Below are 24,636 nucleotides of genomic sequence, written 5' to 3'. Positions count from 1 at the left end.
ACGCAACATTTATCCAGCACGGCGGCGACGCCAGCGAGGCCTTGCTCCACACCGCGCTGCAGGCGGTGCGCGACCGTGTGACGATGGCCGCGGCGGCGCTGTCCGTCGGCGTCGGTCTGGCCGCCCTGCTGGCGCCGTCCCTCCTGCGCGCCGCCGGTGCCACCCCCTTGCGCGCCCTGCTGCTGGTGACCGGTGTCCTGCTGGCGCTCGGCGCCGCGCTGCTGCCGCCGATCGCGGAGACGCTGAACGCCGAGGCGCTGCGCGGCTTCATGCTGGACGGGACCATCCTGCTGGTCGTCGCGCTGCTGCTGGTGTTCGAGGGCTTGCTGCTGCTGGGCGCCGGACCACGCGGGAAGACGGCGACGGCGCCGGACGCCGCCCAGGACACGTCGGTGGCGGGCATGCGCTTCGCCCTGTTCCTGTTCATGCTGGCGGAAGAGCTGTCGCGCTCCTTCCTGCCGCTCTACGCCCGCGCGCTGTACACGCCGGTGCCCGGCCTGTCGGACACCCTGGTGATGGGGCTGCCGATCGGCCTGTTCATGCTGCTGGTCGCCGTCTTCACCCCCGTCGCCGGCGTCTGGGCCGACCGGTTCGGCAGCCGCCGCACCCTGCTGCTCGGCACGCTGCCGGCGGTGGCGGGCTTCGCCGGCACCGCCATGGCCCAGTCGCTGCCCGAGCTGCTGCTGTGGCGCAGCGCCTGCGCGCTCGGCTACGCCGTGATGTTCATCGGCGCGCAGGGCTTCATCGCCCGCCACACCCCAGCGCGGCACCGGGCGCGCGGCATGGCGCAGTTCGTCGCCGCGGTGATCGTCGCCGGCCTGTGCGGCGCGCCGATCGGCGGCATCCTGGCCGACCATCTCGGCGAGCGCGCCACCTTCCTGGTGTCGGCGCTGCTGGCGCTCGCCGCCGCCGTTGCCGCCGCGACGCTGCTGCCGGCCGACCGGATCGAACCGTCGCAAGCCCGGCCGGTCCGCCTGCGCGACGCCACCGGCCTGCTGGCCAACCCGCGCTTCCTGGCGCTTCTGCTGTTCTCGTCGGTGCCGACGAAGCTGATGCTGACCGGCTACCTCTTCTATCTGGTCCCGGTGTCGCTGCACGCCGCGGGCGAGACGCCGGCCGGCATCGGCCGCATGATGATGACCTACGGCCTGACCATCGTCGTCCTCGGCCCCTGGGTGTCGCGGATCGCCGACCGCACCGGCCGCCACGCGCTGTTCGCCGGCCTCGGCGGGCTGGTCGGCGGGCTCGGTACCCTGGTGATCCTCCAGGCGCCGGGCGTGCCGGGCATCCTGGCCGGCATCGCCGCGCTGGGCGGCGCCCACGCCTTCAACAACGCCACGCAGCTGGCGCTGGTGCCCGACGTCTGCCGCGAGGAGTGCGCCCGCATCGGCTCGACCAGCGTCTTCGCCGTCTACCGCCTGCTGGAACGCGGCGGCTCGGTGCTGGGCCCGCTGATGGCCGCCGCCCTGGCCGACCGCTTCGGCGTCCAGACGGCGCTGGGAGCGCTCGGCGGGCTCGGCATGCTGTGCGGGACGGCGTTCTGCGCCGTGTTCCTGCTGGCGCCGAACGCCGCCGCTCCCGTGCCGGACGCCGCCCGGGACGGTGCCGCCCCATGACCGTCCCGCTTTCCCCCTGCCACCGTCCTTCACCCCACCCATCGATCATGGAGGCGATGACGCCCATGCCTGACCAGATGCTCGTGGAGCCCATCCAGGCCGACCCGGCCGCCCTGACCTGCCGAACCGACACCCATCACGGCCACCCGCACACGGCGGCGATGAGCGCGTTGCGCAGCGCGCTCGACACGCTCGGCGTCGCCGCCGACCGGATGGCCTGGAAGGATTACGAGAAGATCATGCGGACGATCGAGCCGCTGATCGGCGCCGGCCACACGCTGCGCCATTTCGACTACACCCACAGCGCGGCGCTGCAGCCCGGCACGGTGGAGCGGCTGCGCAGCGACTACACCGTCCGCCTCGCCTACACGGAATGGGGCAGCCCGCTGCAGCCGACGCTGCTGTGCCTGGGCGGCATCGCCAACTCGGCCCGGCGGTTCGACTATCTCGCCCGCGCGCTGGCGCCGGACCACCATGTCCTGTGCATGGACTGGGCCGGCCGCGGCCGCAGCGGCTGGCTGGTGGAGCAGTCCGACTACAGCTTCGAGGGCAACGTCGCCCAGGTGCTGGCGCTGATCCGCCACAAGCGGCTGGGCCGCGTCACGCTGCTCGGCTCCTCGCTGGGCGGCAACGTGGCGATGCGGGTGGCCGCCGAGGCGCCGGAGCTGGTCGACGGGCTGATCCTCAACGACATCGGCCCGTTCATCCCGACCGAGCGCCGCCGCCGCCGCGCCGAGGCGGTCGCCCGCCACTACGTCTTCCGCCACCCGGCCCAGCTGTTCCACCGCACCGGCGCCGCCCAGAAGAACGACGGCCCGGTGGATGACACCGTCCTGCTGCACAACAGCTTCCACCAGACGCGCTGGTCGGAGGAGAATGGCGGACGCGTCTACCGGCACGACATCCGCGCGCTGCAATGCTACCGCGACGGCGCCAGCCGCGACCACGACCAGTGGGACGACTGGCAACGCGTCAAGTGCCCGGTCCTGCTGGTGCACGGCATGATGAGCGACGCGCTGCTGGACACGACCATCGCGCGGATGCTGGACAAGCCGCGCGTCAGCGTCCTGCATGTGCCCGACGTCGGCCACACCCCGACGCTGAGCGATCCGCTGCACATCGAGGCGCTGCGCCGCTGGCTGGCGGCGCCCCAGCCCTGGCCGGTGGAAAGCACCATCGGCTGGACGGCGGGCGCCGACCGCATCCTGTTCCGCTGAGGGCCGGCCCATGACGACCGGCTTCCATTTCGTCCGTCACGGCCAGACCGAGGACAACCGCCGCGGCGTGCGGTGCGGCGGCGATCGCGACGTGGCGCTGACCGACCAGGGGGTCGAGCAGGCCCGCCGGGCGGCGGCGCGCTTCCGCGAGGCCGAAACCGGCTGCGGTCTGGTGATCGCCGGGCCGCTGCAGCGCACCGCGGTGACCGGCGCCCTGTTCGCGGCCGAGCTGGGCGTGCCGCTGCTGACCCGGGACTGGCTGCGCGAGCGGGCGCTGGGCGCGTGGAACGGCTTGCCGATCGCGCTCACCCGCCCCTGGTTCGCGGCCGGCGACACCCCGCCCGGCGGTGAAGGCGAGGCGGCGTTCGCCGGCCGCGTGCTGGCCGGCGTGGCCGGGCTGGACGATGTGCTGGCGCAGCGGCCGCTGCTGGTCGGCAGCAAGGGGATCGGCCGGATCCTGCTGCAGCATCTGGCCGGCCGGCCGGGCGTCGAGCTGGAGAATTGCGCGGTGGTCGCCTTTAGCCGCCGTCCCGACCCGGCCGGCGGCGCGGAGCGCTGGCGCTGCGATCTTCCGGCCCGCTGCGGCCCCGCCGGGGCGGCGGCATGACCGGATACAGAGAACGACACCAAGACCGAACGATGCGTGGGAACCGCGCGGTGCCGCGCGGTGATGATGAGGAGAAGGGCGCGATGAAGCTCAAGATTGGTACGCGGCTTTTGCTGCTGGTGTTCGGTGTGGCGCTGCTCAGCACGCTGGCCGGTGCCACCGTCCACCTGACGGGAATGCGCACGAACCTGATCGAACAGCGCAAGGCCAAGGTCAAGGAGATGGTCGATGCGGCCGCGTCCGTGATCGCGCTGTATGGCGAGCAGGAAAAGGCCGGCACCCTGCCGCGGGCCGAGGCGCAGGACCGCGCCCGCAGCGCGGTGCGCGCCATGCGCTATGGCAACGGCGAGTATTTCTTCGTCTACGACTATGACGGGGTCAGCCTGGTGCACGGGCTGCGGCCGCAGGTCGAGGGCAAGAACCTGCTGAACCTGAAGGACCCCGACGGCGTTCCCTTCAACGTGCAGATGACCGAGGCGGCGAAGGCCGGCGGCGGCTTCGTCGCCTTCCGCCACAAGCGCAGCGACGACGCCGAGCCGACGCCGAAGATCGCCTACGCCACCGGCTACCAGCCGTGGAAGTGGATGATCGGCACCGGGATCTACACCGACGACGTCGATGCGGAGTTCCGCGCCCGCGCCGGCCGGGAGCTGATCGTCAGCCTGCTGCTGCTGGCGGTCAGCGTCGGCATCGGCGTCTGGGTGTCGCGCGGGATGTCGCGCCCGCTGCTGGCGATCCGCGACGTGCTGGGCCGGATCGGCGGTGGTGATCTGGCGGTCGAGGTGCCGCATGCGGAGCGGCCGGACGAGATCGGCGACATGGCGCGCGCCGTGGCCGGCCTCGCCACCACCCTGCGGGTCGCCCACGACGAAGCGGAGCGGGCGGAGCTGGAGCGCGCGGTGCGCGACCAGCAGCGCGAGCGCCTGTCGGCGCGCGCGGCGGAGTTCGCCCGCGCCATGGACGAGGTCGTCGCGATGCTCAGCACCTCCACCGTGGCGCTGCACGAGCGCACCGCAGCGCTGTCCGGCGACGCCGCCAGCACGACCGAGGAGGCGCACGCCGCCGCCGGCGCGGCGCAGGGCGCGTCCGACAGCGTCGAGTCCGCCGCCCAGGCCAGCGAGGAGCTGCGCAGCTCGATCGCCGCGATCAGCCGTCAGGTGGAAAGCGCCGCCCACACGGCATCGCGCGCGGTGACGGAAACCGCCAACACCACCAACATCGTCTCCAGCCTGGTGTCCGCCGCCGAGCAGATCGGCGCGGTGGTCGAGCTGATCAACTCGATCGCCGGCCAGACCAACCTGCTGGCGCTGAACGCCACCATCGAGGCGGCGCGCGCCGGCGAAGCCGGCAAGGGCTTCGCCGTGGTGGCCAGCGAGGTCAAGAGCCTCGCCAACCAGACCGCCAAGGCGACCGAGGAGATCACCGGCCAGATCACCACCATCCAGGGCGCCACGCGCGAGGCGGTCACCGCCATCGAGGAGATCGGCCGCATCATCACCGAGATCAGCCAGATCTCCGCGACCATCGCCTCGGCGGTCGAGCAGCAGAGCGCCGCCACCCAGGAGATCAGCCGCAACGTCCAGGAGGCGGCCCAGGGCACCCAGCAGGTGACCAGCAACATCGTCGGCGTCACCCGCGCCGCCGGCGACACCGGCCGCGCCGCCGGCGAGGTCCGCACCGTCGCCGACCACCTGACCAGCGAATCGGCCCGCCTGCGCCAGGAGGTCGAGAGCTTCCTGACCGGCGTGAAGACGGCCTGACCCCGGCACCACCCGAGCGCGATCCCAGCAAAAAGCCCCTGTTCCGCTTGGAACAGGGGCTTTTCCTTGCAATCCGGAACCGCGCCGTCAGTGCGACAGCAGCAGCGGCACCGGGCAGGTGCGCAGGACGTGGCGCGTCCCGCCGCCGCGGTGCAGGAACGGGAAGCCGTAATGGCCGTGCGCGCCCATCACCATCAGGTCGGCGCCGGTGTCCATGGCGCGGGCCAGCAGCGCGTCCATCGCGCCGATGTCGGTCACGGTGAAGTGGGTCTGCTCCGCCGTCACGCCGTGCAGCGCCAGATGGTCGAGCACGCCGACTCGCGGCGATTCGGCCACCGACGACGCGGCCTGGGTCAGCACGGTGATGACCGTCACCTCGTCGGCCTTCTCCAGCATCGGCATGGCGTCGGACAGCGCGCGGGCGGCCTCGCGTTCGGCGTTCCAGGCAACGGCGACCCGCTTGCCGATCACCGGGAAGCGGCCGGCGTAGGGGATGACCAGGACCGGCCGGCCGGAGTTCAGCACCACCTGCTCGTTCAGTTCCTCCGGCGCCGCGTGCGCGCCGGCGTCGCGGTCGTACTGGCCCAGCACCGTCAGGTCGGCGAAGCGCGACCAGATGATGACCTCGCGGATGACGTGGTTGTACTCACCGTGGGTCAGGCCGTGCCAATGGCCCTGAATCCCGGCCGCCGCCAGCTTCTCGTTGAACAGCGCCTCGCTGCGCGCCGCCGCCTCGACCAGATGCTCGCTCGACCGGCGGGCGATGATGCTGGTCGCGTTGCGGTCGCCCTGGGCGAACAGCCCGCGCAGGAAGGCGCCGTGCTTGGCGGCCAGCGCGATGGCGGCGTCGAGTCGCGCCTCGACGTGCGGGCTGCTGTCGAGATGGACGAGGATGTGTGTGTAAGCCATGCGGCCCTCCCGGAATGTGGTTCGGTGTCCTGCGACGCCGGTCCCTGGTCTTTGATCCGCCCTCCCCCGGCCCGCCGGCGGTGATCGACCGCGGGCTCGGGGGTGTGGCTGATTGTTTCATCGGCATCATGTTTAACCGCGGGGCGTTCGTCCAGCCTGTGGATCCGCTCCGCGGCGTAAGATCGCGGCGCCCGGTCGGTCAGGCGTCGCGGAAGCGTCCATAGGTGTAGTGCGCGGCGCAGGCGCCCTCCGCCGACACCATGCAGGACCCCATCGGGTTCTCCGGCGTGCAGACGGTCCCGAACAGCTTGCAGTCGATCGGCCGCTTCACCCCACGCAGGATGGCGCCGCAGTCGCAACCCTTGTGGTCGGGCACGCTGGCGTTGGCGACGGCAAAGCGCCGCTCGGCGTCGAAGGCGGCGTAGGCGTCGCGCAGCTTCAGCCCGCTGTGCGGGATGCTGCCCAGCCCGCGCCACTCGAAGGACGGCCGGGTTTCGAAGATCTCGGCGACCAGGGCCTGCGCCTTGCGGTTGCCTTCGGCGGTGACCGCGCGGGTGAACTGGTTCTCCACCTCCGCCCGGCCGTCGTTGATCTGGCGGACCAGCATCAGGATGGACTGCAGCACGTCGAGCGGTTCGAAGCCGGAGATCACCACCGGCTTGCCATGCTCCACCGCCGCCGGGGCGTAGGCGTCCGAGCCGATGACGACCGAGACGTGGGCCGGCCCGACGAACCCGTCGAGCGACGGCGCGTCCTCCGCCCCGACCTCGCTGGCCAGGATGCCGTCGATCGCCGACGGGGTGAGGACGTGGTTGCAGAAGACGGTGAAGTTGGTCAGCCCCTGCGCCGCCGCGGCCCGCACCGCCAGCGCGGTCGGCGGGGTCGTCGTCTCGAAGCCGATGGCGAGGAACACCACCTGGCGGTCCGGGTTCTCCGCGGCGATCCGCACCGCGGCGTCGGCCGACACCACCATGCGGACGTCGGCCCCCTGCGCCTTGGCCTTCAGCAGGCTGAGCCGCCCCGACCCCGGCACCCGCATGACGTCGCCGTAGGTGCACAGCGTCACCTCGGGCCGGCGGGCCAGCGCGATGGCGTCGTCGATCCGCCCGACCGGCAGGACGCAGACCGGGCAGCCCGGCCCGTGGATCATGCGGACGTTGGCCGGCAGCAGGTCCGGAATGCCATAACGCGAGATGGCATGGGTGTGGCCACCGCAGAATTCCATCAGGTGATAGGCGCGGTCCGGCCGCACTTCCCGCGCGATGGCGGCCGCGACGTTGCGGGCCAGGACCGGATCGCGGAACTCGTCGACGTACTTCATGGGCGCTCCCTCTGCTCCGCCATTTCACCGGCAAACCGGATCGTTCGCGTTGATACGGATCAAGCGAGCGGTTCGGGAGGGACCGGGCCGGGGGAAGCGGACTCCCGGGCCGTTACGCCTCGACCGGCTCCCGATCCTTCAGCCGTTCCCAGATGGCGTCGAATTCGGCGTGGCGGGCCGCGAACAGGGCCATCAGGCGCGGGTCGAAATGGGCGGCCGGGTCGATGCGGTCGTCGCCCGTCAGCATGATCGCCACCGTCTTCCCGTGGCTGAAGGACGGCTTGTAGGGCCGCTGGCTGCGCAGCGCGTCGTAGCAGTCGGCGAGCGCGACGATGCGGGCGGCCAGCGGGATGTCCTCGCCCTTCAGGCCGCGGGGGTAGCCGGTGCCGGCCCATTGCTCGTGGTGGCACAGCGCGATGTCGGCCGCCATCTTCAGCCGGTCGGACGCCGACAGGATGTCGAAGCCATAGACCGGGTGCCGGCGCATCTCCGCCAGTTCGCGCTCGTCCAGCCGGCCCTTCTTGTGCAGCACCGCCTGGTCGACGCTCATCTTGCCGACATCGTGCAGGGCGGCGGAAAAGCGGATCTCGTTGCAGAAGGCGCGGTTGCAGCCGGCCCAGACCGCCAGCGCGTGGGAGTATTCGTTGACGCGCAGGATGTGGTTGCCGGTGTCCTCGTCATGGACCTCGGCGGCGCGGGCCAGCAAATTGACCGACACCATGAAGGCCCGTTCGGTCTCGGCCTGCAGTTCGGCGACACGGCGGCGCTCTCGGGTCAGGGCGCGGTTGCGTTCGGTCAGCCGTTCCAGCGTCGCGGCACGTTCCAGCGCGCGGCCGACGATGTGGTTGACCGGGGCGATCATCCGCTCGTGGTCGGGCAGGAAGGTCGGCACTCCACCGCGATCCGGCTCATCGCCGGCGGCGCGGCGGTTGATCAGTTGCACCACGCCGACCGGCCGGTCGCGGAAGCCCTTCAGCGCGAAGGTCATGATCGACTGCGTGCGGTAGCCGGTGCGCTGGTCGAAGGCCGGGTTGAAACGGTAGGGGCGGTCCGGCGGGATGGCGTAGGCGTCGTCCAGCAGCAGCGTCTCGCCGGTCGCCGCGACGTAGCCGACGATGGAGGTCAGGTCGACCGGCACGGTGAAGAGGGTGGAGCGGGTGCGCACCGCGTCGTTCTGGACGCTGACCGCTTCCAACTGGCGGCCCCGGCCCCGGCCGTGCAGCATGAAGATGCTGCCGGCCTCCGCCCCCGTCAGCTCACGGCATTTGTGCAGGACACGGCCGCTCAGCGTGCGCAGGGACTGGTTCGGCGCGCGTTCGATGAATTCCAGAAATTGACCGACCAGCACCACCGCGACCGCACTCCCCCACCCCGCAAGCCGGACCAGGACACCCGACGGGAACGCCGGAACACTACCCCATATGCGTCGGATGGAAGAAGAGCCATCGGGGCGGTCCGGTCACCGAATCATTACAGCACGAACGATGTCACGGCGCCATCCAGCCGCCGGCCCACAGCCAGAGCGCCGCCACCGCCATCGACAGCAGCGCCATCGGCACGCCGCAACGGGCATGCTCGACGAAGCCCAGCCGCACGCCGCTCGCCGCCGCCCGCTCGGCGACGATGATGTTGGCAAGGCTGCCCGGCAGCAGCAGGTTGCCGGCCAGCGTCGACAGCAGCGCCAGCCCGTACAGCGCCCCCACCGGCGGCGACGGCCAGGCGGCCAGCAGCAGGATCACCGCCGGGACGTTGCCGATGCTGTTGCTGCCGGCCAGCGCCAGCGGCACCATCACCGCCAGCCGGTCGGGCAGCCAGCCGGCGGCGGCCAGGTCCTGGACCAGCGCCGCCGGCAGGCCGGTCAGCCCCAGCGCGTGGTTGATGGCGAACAGCGCGGCGAACAGCACCAGCAGGTGCCAGTCGACCATCCCCAGCATGTCGCGGCTGGCCATGCGGCGGCTGATCATCATCACGCCGGCGACCAGCAGCACCGCGTGCTCCTGCGGGATGTCGCGGGTGAACAGCACCAGCAGCGCCACGGTCGCCGCCACCGCCTTGGCCAGTTGCCAACGGTCGAGCGGCACCGGCGTCACCTCCCCCATGCCCTCCGGCAGGCCGAAGCGGCCGCGCCAGACCAGCCCGACGGTGGCGTAGACGATCAGCATGGCGACCAGCGCCGGGCCGCCGCACACGGCGAGGAAGCGCCAGAAATCGAGGTGCCCGACCTGCCCGATCAGGATGTTCTGCGGGTTGCCGATCATCGTCGCCGCCGACCCGGCGTTCGCCGCCCCGGCCAGCGCGATCAGGTAGGGCCGCGGGTCGAGCCGCCGCGCCTGCAGGCCCAGGCACAGCATCGGCGTCATGGCGAAGACGACGACGTCGTTGGCCAGCAGCGCCGACAGCCCGCCGGCGACCGCGACGATCACCGCCAGCAGCCGCGCCGGCGACCGCGCCGCCCGCGCCACCCGCAGGGCGCACCAGTCGTAGAACCCGCTGCCGGCGTATTGCGCCGACAGGATCATCAGGCCGAGCAGGATGAAGATGGTCGGGAAATCGACCGCCGCGACCACTTGGCCGGTGTCGAGCGCGCCGGTCGCCAGCAGCAGGATCGCCGCCACCAGCGCGATGCCGGTGCGGTCGATGCGCAGGCCGGGAAAGCGCCCCAGCGCCATCCCGACATAGGTGGCGGTGAACAGCAGCAGGATGGTGAGGGTCATGGAAGCCTTGGAAAGCCTTGTCGTCAGGCCAGCGTGATCGTCGTGCCTTCGCGCGCGGCGAAACAGTCCGGGAATTCCGCCTGCGCCTGCGCCTCGATCGCCGCCATCGTGGCGTCGTCATGGTCGGGGTCGTGGTGGAACAGGCCCAGCCGCTTGACGTGGGCGGCGCGGGCGATGCGCACCGCCTCCATCCAGGTCGAATGGCCCCAGCCGATGCGCTGCGCCCACTCCTCGTCGGTGTAGGTCGAGTCGTAGAGCAGCAGGTCGACGCCGTCGACCAGGTTCAGGATGTTGCGGTCGGGATGGTCCGGCACATGCTCGGTGTCGGTGACGTAGGCCATGGCGTGGCCCTGGTACTCGATCCGGTAGCCGGTGGCGCCGTCGGGATGGTTCAGCGCCGCGGTGTGGATGCGCACCCCGCCCTCCAGCTTGAAGCTGTGGCCGGCCGGCACCTCGATGAAGCTGATGTCGCCGCCCATCGTGCGCAGCGGCACCGGGAACAGCGGCCGGTCCATCTGCCGCGCCATCACCGTCTCGATGTCCGGGCTGCCGGACAGGTGGCCGGAGATCACCCGCAGGCCGAACCCCTTGGTGTAGGCCGGCGCGAAGAAGGGAAAGCCGCTGATGTGGTCGAGGTGGGTGTGGCTGAGCAGCAGCGTGGCGCTGGTCACCCCGTCCGCCAGCAGCTTCCGGCCCAGCGCCCGCAGGCCGGTGCCGGCGTCGATGATGATGCGCTGCCGCCCGGCCCGCACCTCGACGCAGGAGGTGTTGCCGCCGTAGCCCAGATGCGAGGCCATCGGGCAGGGAATCGTGCCGCGCACGCCCCAGAAGGTGACCGTGAACCCCATTCCCCCGCCTCCAAAGCGCACGTTGGCGCCGCCTCTGCCCTTTGGAGCGGGAGTCTACCGCGAATTGACCGGATGTACACGGTGATGCTGCCCGGGAGGCGGCCCCCGCGTTACACCCTGCCCGCCGTCACACCTTGTAGGCGACGCGCAGCCCGCCCCAATGGCGGCCGCGCACCGTCACCGGGGCGGAGACGTCCTTCATCAGGGCGAACGTGCCGCCGCCCATGTCGCGGCGGTAGGTCTGCAGCAGGAAGGGCTTGGTGTTGCGCCCGGCGGCCAGGCCGACGCGGTCGTTGAAGATGCGGCGGTTGCGGCAGTGGGCGGCGTTCCACACCGGGTCACGGCCCTGGGGCTGGCTGAATTGGCGGTTGTGGGTCGGCAGATAGCCGTTGTCGTCGATCGCCACGCAGAAGACGATGCGGTCGTTGGCGGACAGCACCGGATCCTGGATGCCGGGCAGCACCCGGTCGCACAGCTGGGTGTAGCGGGTCATGAACTGCTGCGGGTCCGATCCGGCGACCGGCTGGTAGGCGCGGTCGAACAGGTCGGCCTCGGTCAGGTCGCCGCGGGCAAGCGCGTCCTCGAACGCCGCGGACACGCGGGCGGCGGCGTCCTTCACCGCGGTGATGAAGGGGGTGTCGACCGTTTCGATGTTCAGTTCGGCGGTGATGCCGATCAGCCGCTCGCTCATGCCGACCAGGCTGTTCACCCGCTCGCCGGCCTTGGCCAGATTCTCGCTGGACAGCTTCACGCCGACCGCCAGATCGGCGATCTCATGCTCCAGTTCGCCGCAGTTGCTGCCGATCTCCGACGAGGCGGCGTCGATCTTGTCGGTTTCCCCGTTCAACTCGCGCATGGCGCGGCCGACCGTCTCGATCACGGTGCCGATGGCGCTGGTGCCCTCGCTGACGGCGCGGGCCTTGGCGGCGCTGGCGGCGCTCTCGGCCATCAGGCGTTGCGCCTGCTCGTTCAGGTATTTCAGCGTCGCGTCGATCTCGGTCGTCGCCTCGCTGGTCTTGGTGGACAGCGACTTCACCTCGTTGGCGACCACGGCGAATCCGCGGCCGGCGTCCCCGGCCCGGGCGGCCTCGATGGTGGCGTTCAGCGCCAGCAGGTTGGTCTGCTTGGCGATGGTGAAGATCTCCTTGGCAACCTTGCCGACCCGGTCCAGCGCGTCGCGCAGCCCGATGATCTGGCCCTCGATCCCGGTCACCGACGCCACCAGCGCGTGGATGTCAGCCATCGACCGCTGCACCCGGTCGTGGGAGCCGTCGACCTCCTGCCGCGCCTGTTCGGTCACCGAGCGCGCCACCGATGAGGCCTCGGATATGCGTTGCGTGCTGCGGGACATCTTGGCGCCGGTGTCACGCAACTGCGTGAAAACCTCCGACTGGTGGGTGACTCTGGCGTTCACATCCTGGATGTGGCCGGCGATGTCCGCGATTTCGATGCCGAGATTTCCCGCCTCCTTCGCGATGTCCGCGATGAGGTGCGGCCGAAGCCCGAACCCACTGTCCATGGTCGCCACCGTTCTTGATGTTTTGTAACCGAGCGCGTTCTCCCGGGCAGGATTATTACGATTTTTAGATGTTTACGCAACGGATGGAGGTACCAAGACGCGTCTTGTCACACTGTCCTTTGGTCGGATATCGCATGGGGGAAGGCGCGCGGAGATTGCAGCCAAGCCCCCCTTTGTCGCGCCATGCGGGGAAGGTGCGTCGCCCCCACCCTTCGATCCGCCCTACCCTTCGATTCGGTGGTCCAGCCGTTCGTCCGCCAGCCCGGCCGGTTCCTGGTGGACCAGGACCTCAGCGTTGTCGAAGGCGGCGCTCAGCCGCCGCTCCACCCCGTCGGCGATGTCGTGGGCCGCGGTCAGGGTCAGGGTGCCGTCCAGTTCCAGATGCAGCTCGATGAAGCGGCCGGTCCCGGCGTTGCGGGTGCGCAGGTCGTGCAGGCCGCGCACCCCCGGCTCCGCCCGCACCAGCGCCACGATGCGCTCGCGCTCCTCCGGCCCCAGTTCCTTGTCCATCAGCACGTCCAGCGCGTCGCGCGCCACGCCGCGGGCGCCGTTCACCAGGAACAGCGCGATGCCGACGCCGAACAGCGGGTCGATCACGGTGATGCCGGTCGCCCCGGTCAGCAGGATGGCGGCGATGACCGCGCTGTTCATCAGCAGGTCGCCGGAATAATGCAGCCGGTCGGCACCGATGGCGACGGAGCCGGTGGCGACCTGCACCCGCCGCTGGAAGGCGATCAGCAGCGCGGTCAGGACGATCGACAGCAGCATGACGCCGATGCCGGCCGCCCCTTCGGTGATCGGTTCGGGATGGAGCAGCCGCCGCACCGCCTCGATGCTCAGCAGCACGGCCGATCCGCCGATGAAGGCGGCCTGCGCCAGCGCCGCCAGCGCCTCCGCCTTGCCATGGCCGAAGCGGTGGTTGGCGTCGGCCGGGCGCAGCGCGTGGCGCACCCCCAGCAGCGTGACCACCGAAGCCATCAGGTCGGTGCTGCTGTCGATCAGCGACGACAGGATGCTGACCGACTCGGTCATCAGGTAGGCGACCAGCTTCGTGGCGATCAGCGTCGAGGCGACCGCCACGCTGGCGTAGGTGGCGTACCGGCGCAGACGGTCCGGCGACGCGACGCCGCTCCGCGTCGGCGCGTCGCTCACGGAAACAGCCGCTCCGTCGTCCAGCCCGGCGCGCCGCTGCCGGAGTCGGCCACGGCCTCCGCCGGGCTGCGGAGATAGACCAGCCGGTCGTGCAGCCGGAAGGGACGGTCGCGCCAGAACTCGATGCGGGCGGGCAGCACGCGGAAGCCGGTCCAGTGCGGCGGGCGCGGCACGGTGCCCAGCCCGAACTTGGCGGCGTACTGCGCCACGCGCTTTTCCAGCTCCCAGCGGCCTTCCAGCGGCCGCGACTGCACCGAGGCCCAAGCGCCGATGCGGCTTTCGCGCGGGCGGCTGTTGAAATAGGCGTCGGCCTCGGCGTCGGTGACGGTCTCCACCGCGCCCTCGACCCGGACGGAGCGGCGCAGCGTCTTCCAGTGGAAGCACAGCGCGGCGTTCCGATTCGCCAGCAACTGCTCGCCCTTGCGGCTTTCGGTGTTGGTGTAGAAGACGAAACCGCGGGCGTCGACGCCTTTCAGCAGCACCATGCGGACCGACGGAATGCCCGCCGCATCGGCGGTCGCCAGCGCCATGGCGTTGGGGTCGTTGGGCTCGCTCTGCTCGGCCTCTTTCAGCCATTCGGCAAAGAGTTCGTAGGGATCGCGGTCGCTGCTGTCGGTCATGACTGGTGGTCCTGCGTCGATGGCTCCGCGCCGGTCCGCGGGCGGCCGAGGGGCGGCCGGGGATGGCGGCGGATCGTGTCCTGATGCGAAAGCGTAAGGGTCACAGCCTCATCACAATTCACAGCAAGGATAGGCTCGCTTATATCACTGTCCACCGCGAAGCCCCACCGTGAAGCGGATGGGTATGGCGCGCGGCAACCAACCTTTTCGAGGCGCAAGGATGTTCGTGAAGAAAGTCGTTCCGGCCCTGATCGTCGTGGCCACGCTGGCCGCATGCACGACGGGTGGCCAGAAGGAGACGGTCGGCACCGTCGGCGGCGCCGTGGCCGGTGGCCTGATCGGTTCCCAGATCGGCGGCGGTACCGGCAAGCTGGTGGCGACCGGCGTCGGAACGCTGCTGGGCGCCTTCATCGGCCGCGAGGTCGGCAACTCGCTCGACAAGGCGGACGCCGGCTATGCCGAGACGGCGGCCCGCAAGGCCTACGCCGCCCCGGTCGGCGACCGCATCACCTGGAACAACCCGCAGTCCGGCAATTCCGGCACCGTGGTGACCACGCGCGACGGCTACAGCAACACCGGAACCTACTGCCGCGAGTTCCAGCAGACCGTCGTCGTCCAGGGCCGGACGGAGCAGGCCTACGGAACCGCTTGCAAACAGGCCGACGGTACGTGGAAGATCATCGGGAACCAGTAATCCGACCGTCCCGCAACCTTTAAGCCCCGTTGGGGTGGGAATCCTCTGCCCGTGGCTACGCGTGATCCCTACAGCGTTCTCGGCGTCAGCCGGTCCGCCACTGCCGACGACATCAAGAAGGCGTACCGCAAGCTCGCCAAGCAGCATCACCCGGACCTGAAGCCGGGCGATTCCGCCAACGAGGAGCGGTTCAAGGAAATCTCGGCGGCCTACACGCTGCTGTCGGACGCCGAGAAACGCGCCAGGTTCGACCGGGGCGAGATCGACTCGTCCGGGCAGGAGCGGCACGCGGGCTTCGGCACCCGCAGCCGCACCAGCCGCGGGCGCGCCTACACCGGCACCGCCGACGACAGCTTCTTCGGCGGGGCCGCCGGCGGCGACGACTGGTTCTCCGACCTGTTCGGCGGCGGCCGGCGGCGCGGCGGGCCGGGGGCCGGGGCGGCCGGCGGCGGGTCCGCCGGGCCGAAGGTGCGCGGCAGCGACATCTCCTACTCCGTGACCGTCCCCTTCATCGAGGCAGCGAACGGGGCCAAGCGGCGCATCAACCTGTCCAACGGCAAGAGCATCGACGTCGCCATCCCTCCGGGCACGGAGAACGAGACGAAGCTGCGGCTGAAGGGCCAGGGCCTGCCCGGCATGGGCGGCATGCCCAACGGCGACGCCATCGTCGAGGTGCATGTCGAAGCCCACCCCTTCTTCACCCGGCAGGACAGCGACATCCATCTCGAACTGCCGATCACCCTGAACGAGGCGGTTCTGGGCGCCACCATCCATGTGCCGACCATCAGCGGCAAGGTGGCGGTGAAGGTGCCGGCCGGGGCCAACACCGGCTCGGTCCTGCGGCTGCGCGGCCGGGGCGTGATGAACCCGGCGACCAAGCAGCCGGGCGACCAATACGTCAAGCTGAAGGTCGTCCTGCCCGACCCGCCCGACGCCGAACTGGTCAGTTTCGTCGAGCAGTGGGCCAAGACCCGCAGCTACGACGTCCGCAAGAAGGCCGGGCTGGAGTAGGTCGGCCCCGTCCGGGACGACGATCGACGGCCTGCCCTCCGGGGCAGGCCGTTTTCGCGAGCGCACCCTCCCTTTACCGCCGCATGGTCATGCTGCGACACGATGCTGCGGGCCGCGCCGGTTCCCGGAGACGGTGTTGCGGCCCGCCGATTGCCTGGGAAACGTGACGGCATCCGGGCATTTCGATCGTGGCGTTCCAAACGCCGAAAGGGGGGACGATGGGCTTTGTCGACGCCGTCAAATCGGTGTTTTCCCAGTATGTCGGGCTGTCCGGCCGCGCGGCGCGGTCGGAATATTGGTACTGGGTGCTGTTCACCGTGCTGGTCAGCATCGCCACGGTCATCCTCGACCTCGCGCTCTTCCCCGACAACGACGTCAGCCCGCTGAACTCGATCGCCAACCTGGTCTTCCTGCTGCCGGGCTGGGCCGTTTCGGTCCGCCGGCTCCACGACCTCGACCGCTCCGGCTGGTGGCTGCTGATCGTCCTGGTGCCGCTGATCGGCTGGATCGTCCTTTTCGTCTGGGCGGCGACGAAGGGCGACGCGACGGAGAACCGCTTCGGCCCACCGCCGCTGGCAGCGGCCGGCTCGACCGCGGCCGCCTGACGGCTATTTCTTCACCGCCCGCAACGGCACGGCGCCCTGCCCCGCCGCCCCCTGGCCGGCCGGCTGGCCTTCCGGCGGCTGGTCGTCGGTCAGCAGCGTCTTGATCGACACGCTCAGCAGGTCGCTCTCCCGCGCATCGGCGGCGGCGAGCAGGCGGGCGGTGCGCTCCTGCCAGGGCAGGTCGAGCCCGCCCAGCCCGTGGACGGAGCCGCGCATGCCGATGCCCAGCGCCTTCATCAGCTCCAGCAGGGTCGCCTCGCCCAGGTCGCGGGTCACCACCCAGGCGTCGCGCGTGGTGTGGGCGACCCAATGGGCGTCGCGCAACTGTTCCAGGATGCCGTCGATCAGCAGGGTGCCGACGGGCACCCGGCCGACCAGCGTGCGGCGGCGCATGCCGACGCCCAGCCGGCTCGCCTCCATCAGCTCGTGCAGCACCGCCAGCGCCAGCGCCAGCCGCTGCGCCGGCAGCAGCCCCTCCATGCCGCCGCGGGTGACCTTGCCGGCCCGCCATTCCGGCAGCGACGCCGCCACCACCGCGCCGAACAGCACCGTCGACCACGCGATGTAGAGCCAGAACAGGAAGATCGGCACCACCGACAGCGCGCCGTAGATCGTCTGGTAGGCCGGGTATTCGCGCATGTACCAGCCGAAGATCGCCTTCGACCCCTCCAGCAGGATCGAGCCGATCGCCCCGCCGCACAGCGCGTCCAGCCAGAACACGTCGCGATTCGGGATCACCAGATAGAGCAGCGAGCAGCCGACGAGCTGAAGGGCAAAGGGCAGCAGCATGCCGATGCCCGCCAGCGGGTGGACCACCCCTTCCAGGTGGGCGACCTCCAGCGCGGTCCACAGGCTGCTGGACAGCGACAGGCTGGCGCCGGCGAACAGCGGGGTCAGCGACACCACCGCCCAGAAGGACAGGATGCGGGTGACGTAGGATCGCGGCTCGCGCACCCGCCAGACGGTGGCGAACGACCCCTCGATCGTCCAGATCAGCAGCACCGCCGACACCGCCAGCCCGATCACCCCGAAGATCGGCATCTGCCCGGCGTTCGCCATGAAACGGCCGAGATACTCCAGGATCGCGTCGCCGATCTCCGGCACCAGATTCTTGATCAGGGCGGTCTGGATGCGCATCTGCAGCGCGCTGAACGCCGGAAAGGCCGAGAAGATGGCGAAGCCGATGGTCATCATCGGCACGATCGCCAGCAGCGAGGTGTAGGTCAGCGCCGCCGCGGTCTGGAAGCAGTTGTCGTTGTAGAAGCGCAGCATCGAATGGCCGAAGAAGCCGCCCAGCTCGCGCAGGGCCACCAGGATGCGGCTGCGCTCCTCCTCCTCGCCGTGGAGACTGCCCTTAGGGTGAGCCATGCGGCGCCTCCTGTGCCAAGGTCGGTTGCCTCGGTTTGACCAATGGACGCTTTCGTGTAGGATGCGCCGCACTTTTCGCGGCAACACCCGCAGCACTTCCGTCGTTCACGAGGTTCCGATGTCCAATCCGATGCCGCTCATGGCCGGCAAGCGTGGCCTGATCATGGGCGTGGCCAACGATCGTTCGATCGCCTGGGGGATCGCCTCCACCCTGGCCCAGCACGGGGCGGAGCTGGCCTTCACCTATCAGGGCGACGCGCTGCTGAAGCGGGTGAAGCCGCTGGCCGACCAGGTCGGCGCCAAGCTGGTCCTGCCCTGCGACGTGACGGACGAAGCCAGCATCGACGCCACCTTCGCCGCGATCGAGCAGGAATGGGGCGGGCTGGACTTCGTGGTTCATGCCATCGCCTTTTCCGACAAGAACGAGCTGGACGGGCTGTACCTGGACACGACGCGGGCGAACTTCCTGCGGACCATGGACATCTCCTGCTACTCCTTCACCGCGGTGGCGCAACGCGCCGTGCCGCTGATGAAGGACGGCGGCAGCCTGCTCACTCTATCCTACTACGGCGCCGAACGCGTCATGCCCCATTACAACGTGATGGGTGTCGCCAAGGCGGCGCTGGAGGCGAGCGTGCGCTACCTTGCCGTCGATCTGGGTGGCCGCAACATCCGTGTCAACGCGATCTCCGCCGGCCCGATCAAGACTCTGGCCGCCAGCGGCATCGGCGATTTCCGCTACATCCTGAAATGGAACGAGCTGAACGCCCCGCTGAAGCGCAACGTCACCATCCAGGAGGTCGGCGGCGCCGGCCTGTTCCTGATGTCGGATCTCGGCAGCGGCGTCACCGGCGAGGTGATGCACGTCGACAGCGGCTATCACACCGTCGGCATGGTCGCGGTGGACGAGGCAGCCGAAGTTGCAAGCCTGCTGGGCTCGCTGGGCGGGACGCCGAAATCCAACGCGTGAGTTGAACAGCAGTGATGCGCTCGCCATCGCAGGATGGGAAGGAGGGATCGGCAACGATCCCTCTTTGCGTTTGCGGCAACGGCGTCTATGATTTTTGCAATATTCGAGACTTCGGGTAAGATTAATGCGCGCTCGCAAGAAAATGGACTCTGTTTCTCCGGTTCTTGAGCAGATCCTCTATGGCGGCTCCAGCGTGTCGATGAACCTCATCGCCATCACGCGCGAAATCCCCGAAGACCAGCGCATGTTCAAGGCGCAGGGACTGAACAGCGCCATCCTGTTCAAGTACCCGAGCTTCGACGACCGCGCCGACGACGGCGGCGACCCGATCGCCGAGGACGAGGAGCTGGAGGGTGGCGAACGGCCGGTCGAAACCGGCATCTACGTCCCCCACAACGCCAAGGCGCCGGACGCCGGCGGCGTCGCCATCTACCTGCGGGCCCGCAACGCGTCGGCGCTGCTGGAAGAACAGTTCGGCATCACGAATGGTCCGCAGGAAAACGGCGTCATCGGCGACATGAAGATGCTGTCGATGATCGACGATGTCCCGTCGCTCGACGCCTTCCTGCTGAAGACCTGCTTCGAAGCGGAAAAGATCAACGTCGACCCGCGCCACTGGCTGATCAGCAACGAGGAGGACCACCAGCTCCGCCGCCTGATCCGCGCCCGCATCGAACCGATCGTCCGCAAGGCGCTGTCGGGCAGCCAGGGCAACGCCCAGAGCATCGAACGGTTCCTGGAGGCCATCTGGAACCCCAACCTGGAAGAGGCCGGGCTGTTCGTCTCCGCCTTCGGCATCGAGCGCAGCGAGGCCGACACCATCTTCAGCGCCTGGAAGGGCACGACCTTCTACGAATACCAGCTGCGCCGCATCGCGCCGCGCGCCCGCATCATCCTGACCTGGCTGAAGTCGCGCGAGTGCATTCCGGTCGATATCCGCATGCACAAGCCCTACGAGACCCAGCTGCTGATGCACATCGAAAAGGTGGGCAAGCTGCTGGAGACGACGCTGCTCGACATCCGCACCATCCTGTCGGACTACGAGACCGCCTTCAGCGCCTTCATGAACGGCCAGCCGGAACCCTTCCGCGACTATCTGCGCAGCATCCGCTCGCGCTATTGGCTGCTCGGCTACTGCGTCTCGGCGCTCACCAGCGTCGCCCATCTGGACGCCCGCTGCATGAAGAACACGCCGTCGCGCAAGCTCTACTTCGAAGGCATGCAGAAGCTGCTGCGCCAGTTCGACGTCGCCCTGGACCGCCGGCGCGAGCAGAAGGGCGCCTTCTGAGGCTGTCCTGACGAGGCGCGGGAGGCCCCTCCCCACCTAACCCACATACGCAGAACAAGAAGAAGGGCGGCGCCTCACAGCGCCGCCCTTCTTCTTGTCGAGGACTGAACCCTCAGGTGCCCTGCGGCTCCGGGTCCATCCCGCCGCTTTCCTTGCCGCTCGGCGGCACGGAGGAGCGGCGGCCGGTCGAGGTCGGCTGACGCGGCGGGGTGGCGGCGAGGCTGTCGCGGTCGTCGTCGCGCAGGATCGGTTCGCCACGCAGCAGACGGTTGATCTCGTCGCCGCTCAGGGTCTCGTACTCCAGCAGGCCCTTGGCCAGGGTGTGGAGCTGGTCGATGTTCTCGGTCAGGATGGCCCGGGCGCGGTCGTAGCTCTCGTCCACGATGCGGCGGATTTCCTCGTCGACCAGCTGGGCGGTGCGGTCGGACATGTTCTTGTGCTGGGTCACCGAATGACCCAGGAACACCTCCTGCGTCGGCTCGCCGTAGAGCAGCGGGCCGAGCTTGTCGCTCATGCCCCACTCCGTCACCATGCGGCGCGACATCTCGGTCGCCATCTTGATGTCGCCCGACGCGCCGGTGGTCACCCGCTCCTTGCCGAAGATCAGCTCCTCGGCGATGCGGCCGCCCATGGCGACGCACAGGTCGGCCAGAAGCTTGGCCTGCGACAGGCTGATGCGGTCGCCTTCCGGCAGGCGCATCACCATGCCCAGCGCACGGCCGCGCGGGATGATGGTGGCCTTGTGGACCGGGTCGCTGTCGACGCAGTGGATCGCGCAGATGGCGTGGCCGGCCTCGTGGTAGGCGGTCAGCTTCTTCTCGTCCTCGGTCATGACCATGGAGCGGCGTTCCGCGCCCATCATGACCTTGTCCTTGGCGGCCTCGAACTCGTTCATGCCGACGACGCGCTTGCCGATGCGGGCCGCCAGCAGCGCCGCCTCGTTGACCAGGTTGGCCAGATCGGCGCCGGAGAAGCCGGGGGTGCCGCGGGCGATGACCTTGGCGTCAACGTCCGGCGACAGCGGCACCTTGCGCATGTGGACCTTGAGGATCTTCTCGCGGCCCAGCACGTCGGGGTTCGGCACCACGACCTGGCGGTCGAAGCGGCCGGGGCGCAGCAGCGCCGGGTCGAGCACGTCCGGACGGTTGGTGGCGGCGATCAGGATAACGCCCTCGTTCGCCTCGAAGCCGTCCATCTCGACCAGCAACTGGTTGAGGGTCTGCTCGCGCTCGTCGTTGCCGCCGCCCAGGCCGGCGCCGCGATGGCGGCCGACCGCGTCGATCTCGTCGATGAAGATGATGCAGGGGGCGTTCTTCTTGCCCTGTTCGAACATGTCGCGGACGCGGCTGGCGCCGACGCCGACGAACATCTCGACGAAGTCCGAACCGGAGATGGTGAAGAACGGCACGTTGGCTTCACCGGCCACGGCGCGCGCGGTCAGCGTCTTGCCGGTGCCGGGAGGGCCGACGAGCAGGCAGCCCTTCGGGATCTTGCCGCCCAGCCGCTGGAACTTCTGCGGGTCCTTCAGGAACTCGACGATTTCCGTCAGTTCCTGCTTGGCCTCGTCGATGCCGGCGACGTCGTCGAAGGTGACGCGGCCGACCTTCTCGGTCAGCAGCCGGGCCCGCGACTTGCCGAAGCCCATCGCCTTGCCGCCGCCGGACTGCATCTGGCGCATGAAGAAGATCCACACGCCGATCAGCAGCAGCATCGGGAACCAGGACAGCAGCACCGAGAACAGCGACGGCACGTTGCTGTCGTCGGGGACCGCGTTGATCCGAACGTTCTTGTTCGTCAGGCGCTCCACCAGCCCCGCTTCGGGCGGGACATAGGTGCTGAAGGAGCGGCCGTCGGTGAAATGGCCGGAGACCTGGTTGCCCTTGATCGTCACGTCGGCGACCTGGCCCCGATCCACTTCGGCGAGAAGCTCGCTGAACGGAACGGTCGTCTGCGGGCTGCGGGTGGAGGAACTCTGGAACAGATTGAACAGGGCCACGAGCAGCAGCCCTATAATGATCCAGAGCGCGAGGTTCTTGCCGAAATTGTTCACGTCACACGCCTTTCTGCGAACCCATCGCCATGCGGTGCGCCGACAAGGCCGCACCCCGGTCTCCACGGGCACGTTCTTCAGATTAAATAATGCCGTCGCGGTGCGAAACAACCGCAAAAGCTTGTCTTCCCAGCGGGAATGACGGGGCAAGGCTGGCGCTGTCCGCCGGAGCGTCCTCGTCAGCGCCCGAAAACATTGCGGGCACCGCCAACAATTCCGTTCCCGACCAAAGGCTTGGCAGTGTCTCCCGCACCACGGCCGGCAACGCTTTCGCCGCCGCGGCCGGGGTTCGTTCCGCCCATTCGTTCCAGCCGGCGGCGCCCAGCGCCGCGACCGTCACCGGCCCGCCGCGCGCCGCGGAAACCCGGACGCTGTAACGGCGATCCCACCACACGCAGCCACCCGGTTCGACGGTCAGGCGCTCGACCGCCGCCGCGGGTTCGCGCGCGATCATCACCGCGCCGCGCCAGGGCCGCACGACGCAGCCGGCCAGCGTGGTGCCGGCAACAGCCCGGCCCGGCGCCACCGCCAAGCTCGCCAGCAGCCGCTCGACCGCCTCGTCGCGCACCGGGTGGGCACCGCCGCCGGCCAGCGCCAGCGCCCGGGTCAGCGCCCGCAGCGCGATCTCCTCCGGCGCCGCCCGCAACGCGGCCGGGGCGAGGGTGACCCAGCCTTCCGGCTGCAGCGTCGCCGCCTCGGCCAGCAGGGCGGCCGTCGCCTGTTCCAGCGCGGCGCGCGCCCGCCCGGCACGGCGGGCGACCTCGCACAGCCGCTCGCGATCCAGCCCCTCGCCGCCGAGCAGGTCGCGGGCGACGCGCAGCCGGGCGCGGGCGAAACGGGGGTTGTGGTTGGACGGGTCCTCGACCCAGGGCACGCCGTGGGCGCGGCAGGTCGCCAGCAGGCGTTCCTTCGGGAATCCCAGCAGCGGGCGGATCAGCCGGACCGGACCATCGGCGCGCACCGCCGCCATGCCGGCCAGCCCGTCGGTGCCGGAACCGCGGGCCAGCCGCAGCAGCACCGTTTCGGCCTGGTCGTCGCTGTGGTGCGCCAGGGCGAGGTGGAGGATGCCGGCCTCGGCGCAGGCGTCGGCCAGCAGCCGGTGCCGCGCCGCCCGCGCCGCGGCCTGGAGCCCGCCGGCCGGCTTGACGCCGTCCCAGCGCAGGATCCGGTGCGGCACGCCGAGCCGGGTCATGGCGTCGCCCACCGCCGCGGCCTCCGCCGCCGATTCGGCGCGCAGCCCATGGTCGACGGTCAGCGTCCGCAGCGTCCCGCCACAGGCCGCGACCCATTGCCGCAGCAACAGCGCCAGCGCCAGGCTGTCGCCGCCGCCCGACAGGGCGACCGCGACGGCCGGCGCCGGTTCGAAGCCGCCCAGCGCCGCCATGGCGCCGGCGAACTCCGCCGCCCCGATGGGGCGCGGATCGGCCGCAGGGGTGACGACGGGCGCCGTCCCCGCCATCAGGCGGGGCAATTGATGCGCTTGCGCTCGGTGTCGGCGCGGCGCTTCACGCTGGCCGAGGCTTCGGGGAACTTGGTCAGCAACTGGCCGAAGGCGGTACAGGCGTCCGACTTCTTGTTCATCTGCTGCAGGGTCATGCCCAGCTTCAGCAGGCTGTCGGCCGCCTTCGGGTTGGAGCGGTACTTCGACAGCACCTCGGCAAAGGCCTGCGCCGCCTCCGGGAACTTGTTGCGGACGTAATAGCTCTCGCCGAGCCAGTATTGGGCGTTGCCGGCGTAGGCGTGCGACTTGTTCTTGGCGATGAAGTCCTGCAACGCCTTCTCCGCGTGGTCGTAGTCGGAGTTGCGCAGCAGTTCGAACGCCTGCTCATACTGCTTTTCCGGAGTCATCCCGGCGGTCGAGGGCGGCGTGGCCGCGGCGGTCTGCGCCGGCTTCTTGTCCTCGCTCTTGGCCGTCGCCTTCGGCGGCGGGGCCGCGTCGGACATCGCGCCGCCGCCCATCGCCCCACCCATCGCCCCACCGCCCTTCGACTCGAGGTCCTTCAGGCGGAAGTCGATGTCGCCGTTCATCTTCTCCAGCCGGTCGCGCAGGGTGGCGAGTTGGTGGTTCGATTCCTCGTACTTGCCGGTCAGCTCCGACATCGAGCGTTCCAGGTTCTGCAGGCGGATCTCGAAGTCGGCGGCGACCGACGGCGACAGCTGCGCCACCTCGACCGGGCCGTCCAGCGCCGCGACCTGGGCCTCCAGCCGTTGCAGACGGTCGATCTGGCCGGCCGACTGGGCGAGGACGGGGCTGGCGCCGAGCAGACCACCCAGCAGCACGGCGGACGACAGGACGGCGAAGGGACGGATGTGGGTCATGCGCGTGGGATCCTGGAAGCGATCTGGGTGGGACCGTAGCGACCGAAA

21 protein-coding genes are annotated in these 24,636 nt (G+C 70.0%); 9 read left to right on the top strand and 12 right to left on the bottom strand.

Features of this window, described 5'->3' with window-relative positions; all coding sequences use genetic code 11:
* The first annotated feature begins 41 nt into the window (after positions 1-41).
* From TSO352_RS07610 to TSO352_RS07595, 4 genes are all read left to right on the top strand, one after another.
* Entirely contained in the window at positions 42-1,616 is a 1,575-nt protein-coding gene (locus TSO352_RS07610; RefSeq protein WP_247871966.1) for an MFS transporter, read from the top strand.
* 65 nt (positions 1,617-1,681) lie between these two features.
* Positions 1,682-2,833 (top strand): alpha/beta hydrolase, encoded by a 1,152-nt coding sequence (locus TSO352_RS07605; protein ID WP_109107351.1) that lies wholly within the window; start codon positions 1,682-1,684, stop codon positions 2,831-2,833.
* A gap of 10 nt (positions 2,834-2,843) precedes the next feature.
* Positions 2,844-3,440, top strand: a complete 597-nt coding sequence (locus TSO352_RS07600) for a histidine phosphatase family protein (RefSeq protein WP_109106752.1) — start codon at positions 2,844-2,846, stop codon at positions 3,438-3,440.
* 83 nt (positions 3,441-3,523) lie between these two features.
* Complete coding sequence (locus TSO352_RS07595; RefSeq protein WP_109107350.1) at positions 3,524-5,200, top strand: methyl-accepting chemotaxis protein; 1,677 nt, start codon at positions 3,524-3,526, stop codon at positions 5,198-5,200.
* Positions 5,201-5,287: 87 nt separating this feature from the next.
* Here the strand turns inward: TSO352_RS07595 and TSO352_RS07590 are convergent, their stop codons facing one another.
* From TSO352_RS07590 to pdxH, 8 genes are all read right to left on the bottom strand, one after another.
* Positions 5,288-6,109, bottom strand: a complete 822-nt coding sequence (locus TSO352_RS07590; RefSeq protein WP_109106751.1) for a universal stress protein — start codon at positions 6,107-6,109, stop codon at positions 5,288-5,290.
* Positions 6,110-6,308: 199 nt separating this feature from the next.
* The gene (gene hypD, locus TSO352_RS07585; protein ID WP_109106750.1) at positions 6,309-7,430 is read right to left on the bottom strand and encodes a hydrogenase formation protein HypD; all 1,122 of its coding nucleotides are present in this window, start codon (positions 7,428-7,430) and stop codon (positions 6,309-6,311) included.
* Positions 7,431-7,542: 112 nt separating this feature from the next.
* Positions 7,543-8,781: an HD domain-containing phosphohydrolase gene (locus TSO352_RS07580; protein ID WP_247871965.1), complete on the bottom strand. Its 1,239-nt coding sequence runs from the start codon at positions 8,779-8,781 to the stop codon at positions 7,543-7,545.
* 136 nt (positions 8,782-8,917) lie between these two features.
* Positions 8,918-10,144: an SLC13 family permease gene (locus TSO352_RS07575; protein ID WP_109106749.1), complete on the bottom strand. Its 1,227-nt coding sequence runs from the start codon at positions 10,142-10,144 to the stop codon at positions 8,918-8,920.
* A 23-nt stretch (positions 10,145-10,167) separates the two neighbouring features.
* Entirely contained in the window at positions 10,168-10,992 is an 825-nt protein-coding gene (locus TSO352_RS07570; protein WP_109106748.1) for an MBL fold metallo-hydrolase, read from the bottom strand.
* A gap of 127 nt (positions 10,993-11,119) precedes the next feature.
* Positions 11,120-12,511, bottom strand: a complete 1,392-nt coding sequence (locus TSO352_RS07565; protein WP_109106747.1) for a methyl-accepting chemotaxis protein — start codon at positions 12,509-12,511, stop codon at positions 11,120-11,122.
* A 222-nt stretch (positions 12,512-12,733) separates the two neighbouring features.
* Positions 12,734-13,663 carry a cation diffusion facilitator family transporter gene (locus tag TSO352_RS07560; RefSeq protein ID WP_247871964.1) on the bottom strand — a complete coding sequence of 310 codons (930 nt, stop codon included), beginning with the start codon at positions 13,661-13,663 and terminating at the stop codon, positions 12,734-12,736.
* Positions 13,660-14,283 carry a pyridoxamine 5'-phosphate oxidase gene (gene pdxH, locus TSO352_RS07555; protein ID WP_109106746.1) on the bottom strand — a complete coding sequence of 208 codons (624 nt, stop codon included), beginning with the start codon at positions 14,281-14,283 and terminating at the stop codon, positions 13,660-13,662. Before pdxH ends, TSO352_RS07560 begins: the two co-directional genes overlap by 4 nt.
* A gap of 220 nt (positions 14,284-14,503) precedes the next feature.
* Between pdxH and TSO352_RS07550 the strand changes: the two genes are divergently transcribed.
* The 3 genes from TSO352_RS07550 (at position 14,504) to TSO352_RS07540 (ending at position 16,593) form a co-directional block, all read left to right on the top strand.
* Positions 14,504-14,977 (top strand): RT0821/Lpp0805 family surface protein, encoded by a 474-nt coding sequence (locus tag TSO352_RS07550; RefSeq protein ID WP_199231532.1) that lies wholly within the window; start codon positions 14,504-14,506, stop codon positions 14,975-14,977.
* Positions 14,978-15,028: 51 nt separating this feature from the next.
* A complete protein-coding gene (locus TSO352_RS07545) occupies positions 15,029-15,988 on the top strand; it encodes a J domain-containing protein (RefSeq protein ID WP_109106745.1) in 960 nt (319 codons plus the stop codon).
* Between the two features lie 218 nt (positions 15,989-16,206).
* Positions 16,207-16,593 (top strand): DUF805 domain-containing protein, encoded by a 387-nt coding sequence (locus TSO352_RS07540; RefSeq protein ID WP_109106744.1) that lies wholly within the window; start codon positions 16,207-16,209, stop codon positions 16,591-16,593.
* 3 nt (positions 16,594-16,596) lie between these two features.
* On the opposite strand, the gene TSO352_RS07535 is transcribed toward TSO352_RS07540, so the two are convergent.
* Entirely contained in the window at positions 16,597-17,961 is a 1,365-nt protein-coding gene (locus tag TSO352_RS07535) for a YihY family inner membrane protein (RefSeq protein WP_247871963.1), read from the bottom strand.
* 118 nt (positions 17,962-18,079) lie between these two features.
* Between TSO352_RS07535 and fabI the strand changes: the two genes are divergently transcribed.
* Entirely contained in the window at positions 18,080-18,931 is an 852-nt protein-coding gene (gene fabI / locus TSO352_RS07530) for an enoyl-ACP reductase FabI (protein WP_109106742.1), read from the top strand.
* 142 nt (positions 18,932-19,073) lie between these two features.
* Positions 19,074-20,219 carry a hypothetical protein gene (locus TSO352_RS07525; RefSeq protein WP_247871962.1) on the top strand — a complete coding sequence of 382 codons (1,146 nt, stop codon included), beginning with the start codon at positions 19,074-19,076 and terminating at the stop codon, positions 20,217-20,219.
* Positions 20,220-20,331: 112 nt separating this feature from the next.
* On the opposite strand, the gene ftsH is transcribed toward TSO352_RS07525, so the two are convergent.
* From ftsH to ybgF, 3 genes are all read right to left on the bottom strand, one after another.
* Complete coding sequence (ftsH, locus tag TSO352_RS07520; RefSeq protein WP_109106740.1) at positions 20,332-22,269, bottom strand: ATP-dependent zinc metalloprotease FtsH; 1,938 nt, start codon at positions 22,267-22,269, stop codon at positions 20,332-20,334.
* 82 nt (positions 22,270-22,351) lie between these two features.
* Positions 22,352-23,740, bottom strand: a complete 1,389-nt coding sequence (gene tilS, locus TSO352_RS07515; RefSeq protein WP_247871961.1) for a tRNA lysidine(34) synthetase TilS — start codon at positions 23,738-23,740, stop codon at positions 22,352-22,354.
* Complete coding sequence (ybgF, locus tag TSO352_RS07510) at positions 23,728-24,588, bottom strand: tol-pal system protein YbgF (protein ID WP_109106739.1); 861 nt, start codon at positions 24,586-24,588, stop codon at positions 23,728-23,730. Before ybgF ends, tilS begins: the two co-directional genes overlap by 13 nt.
* Positions 24,589-24,636 lie beyond the last annotated feature (48 nt).

Origin of the sequence: Azospirillum sp. TSO35-2, from assembly GCF_003116095.1 — a bacterium.
Lineage (GTDB): Bacteria > Pseudomonadota > Alphaproteobacteria > Azospirillales > Azospirillaceae > Azospirillum.
This window is presented reverse-complemented; position numbering and strand designations above follow the sequence as displayed.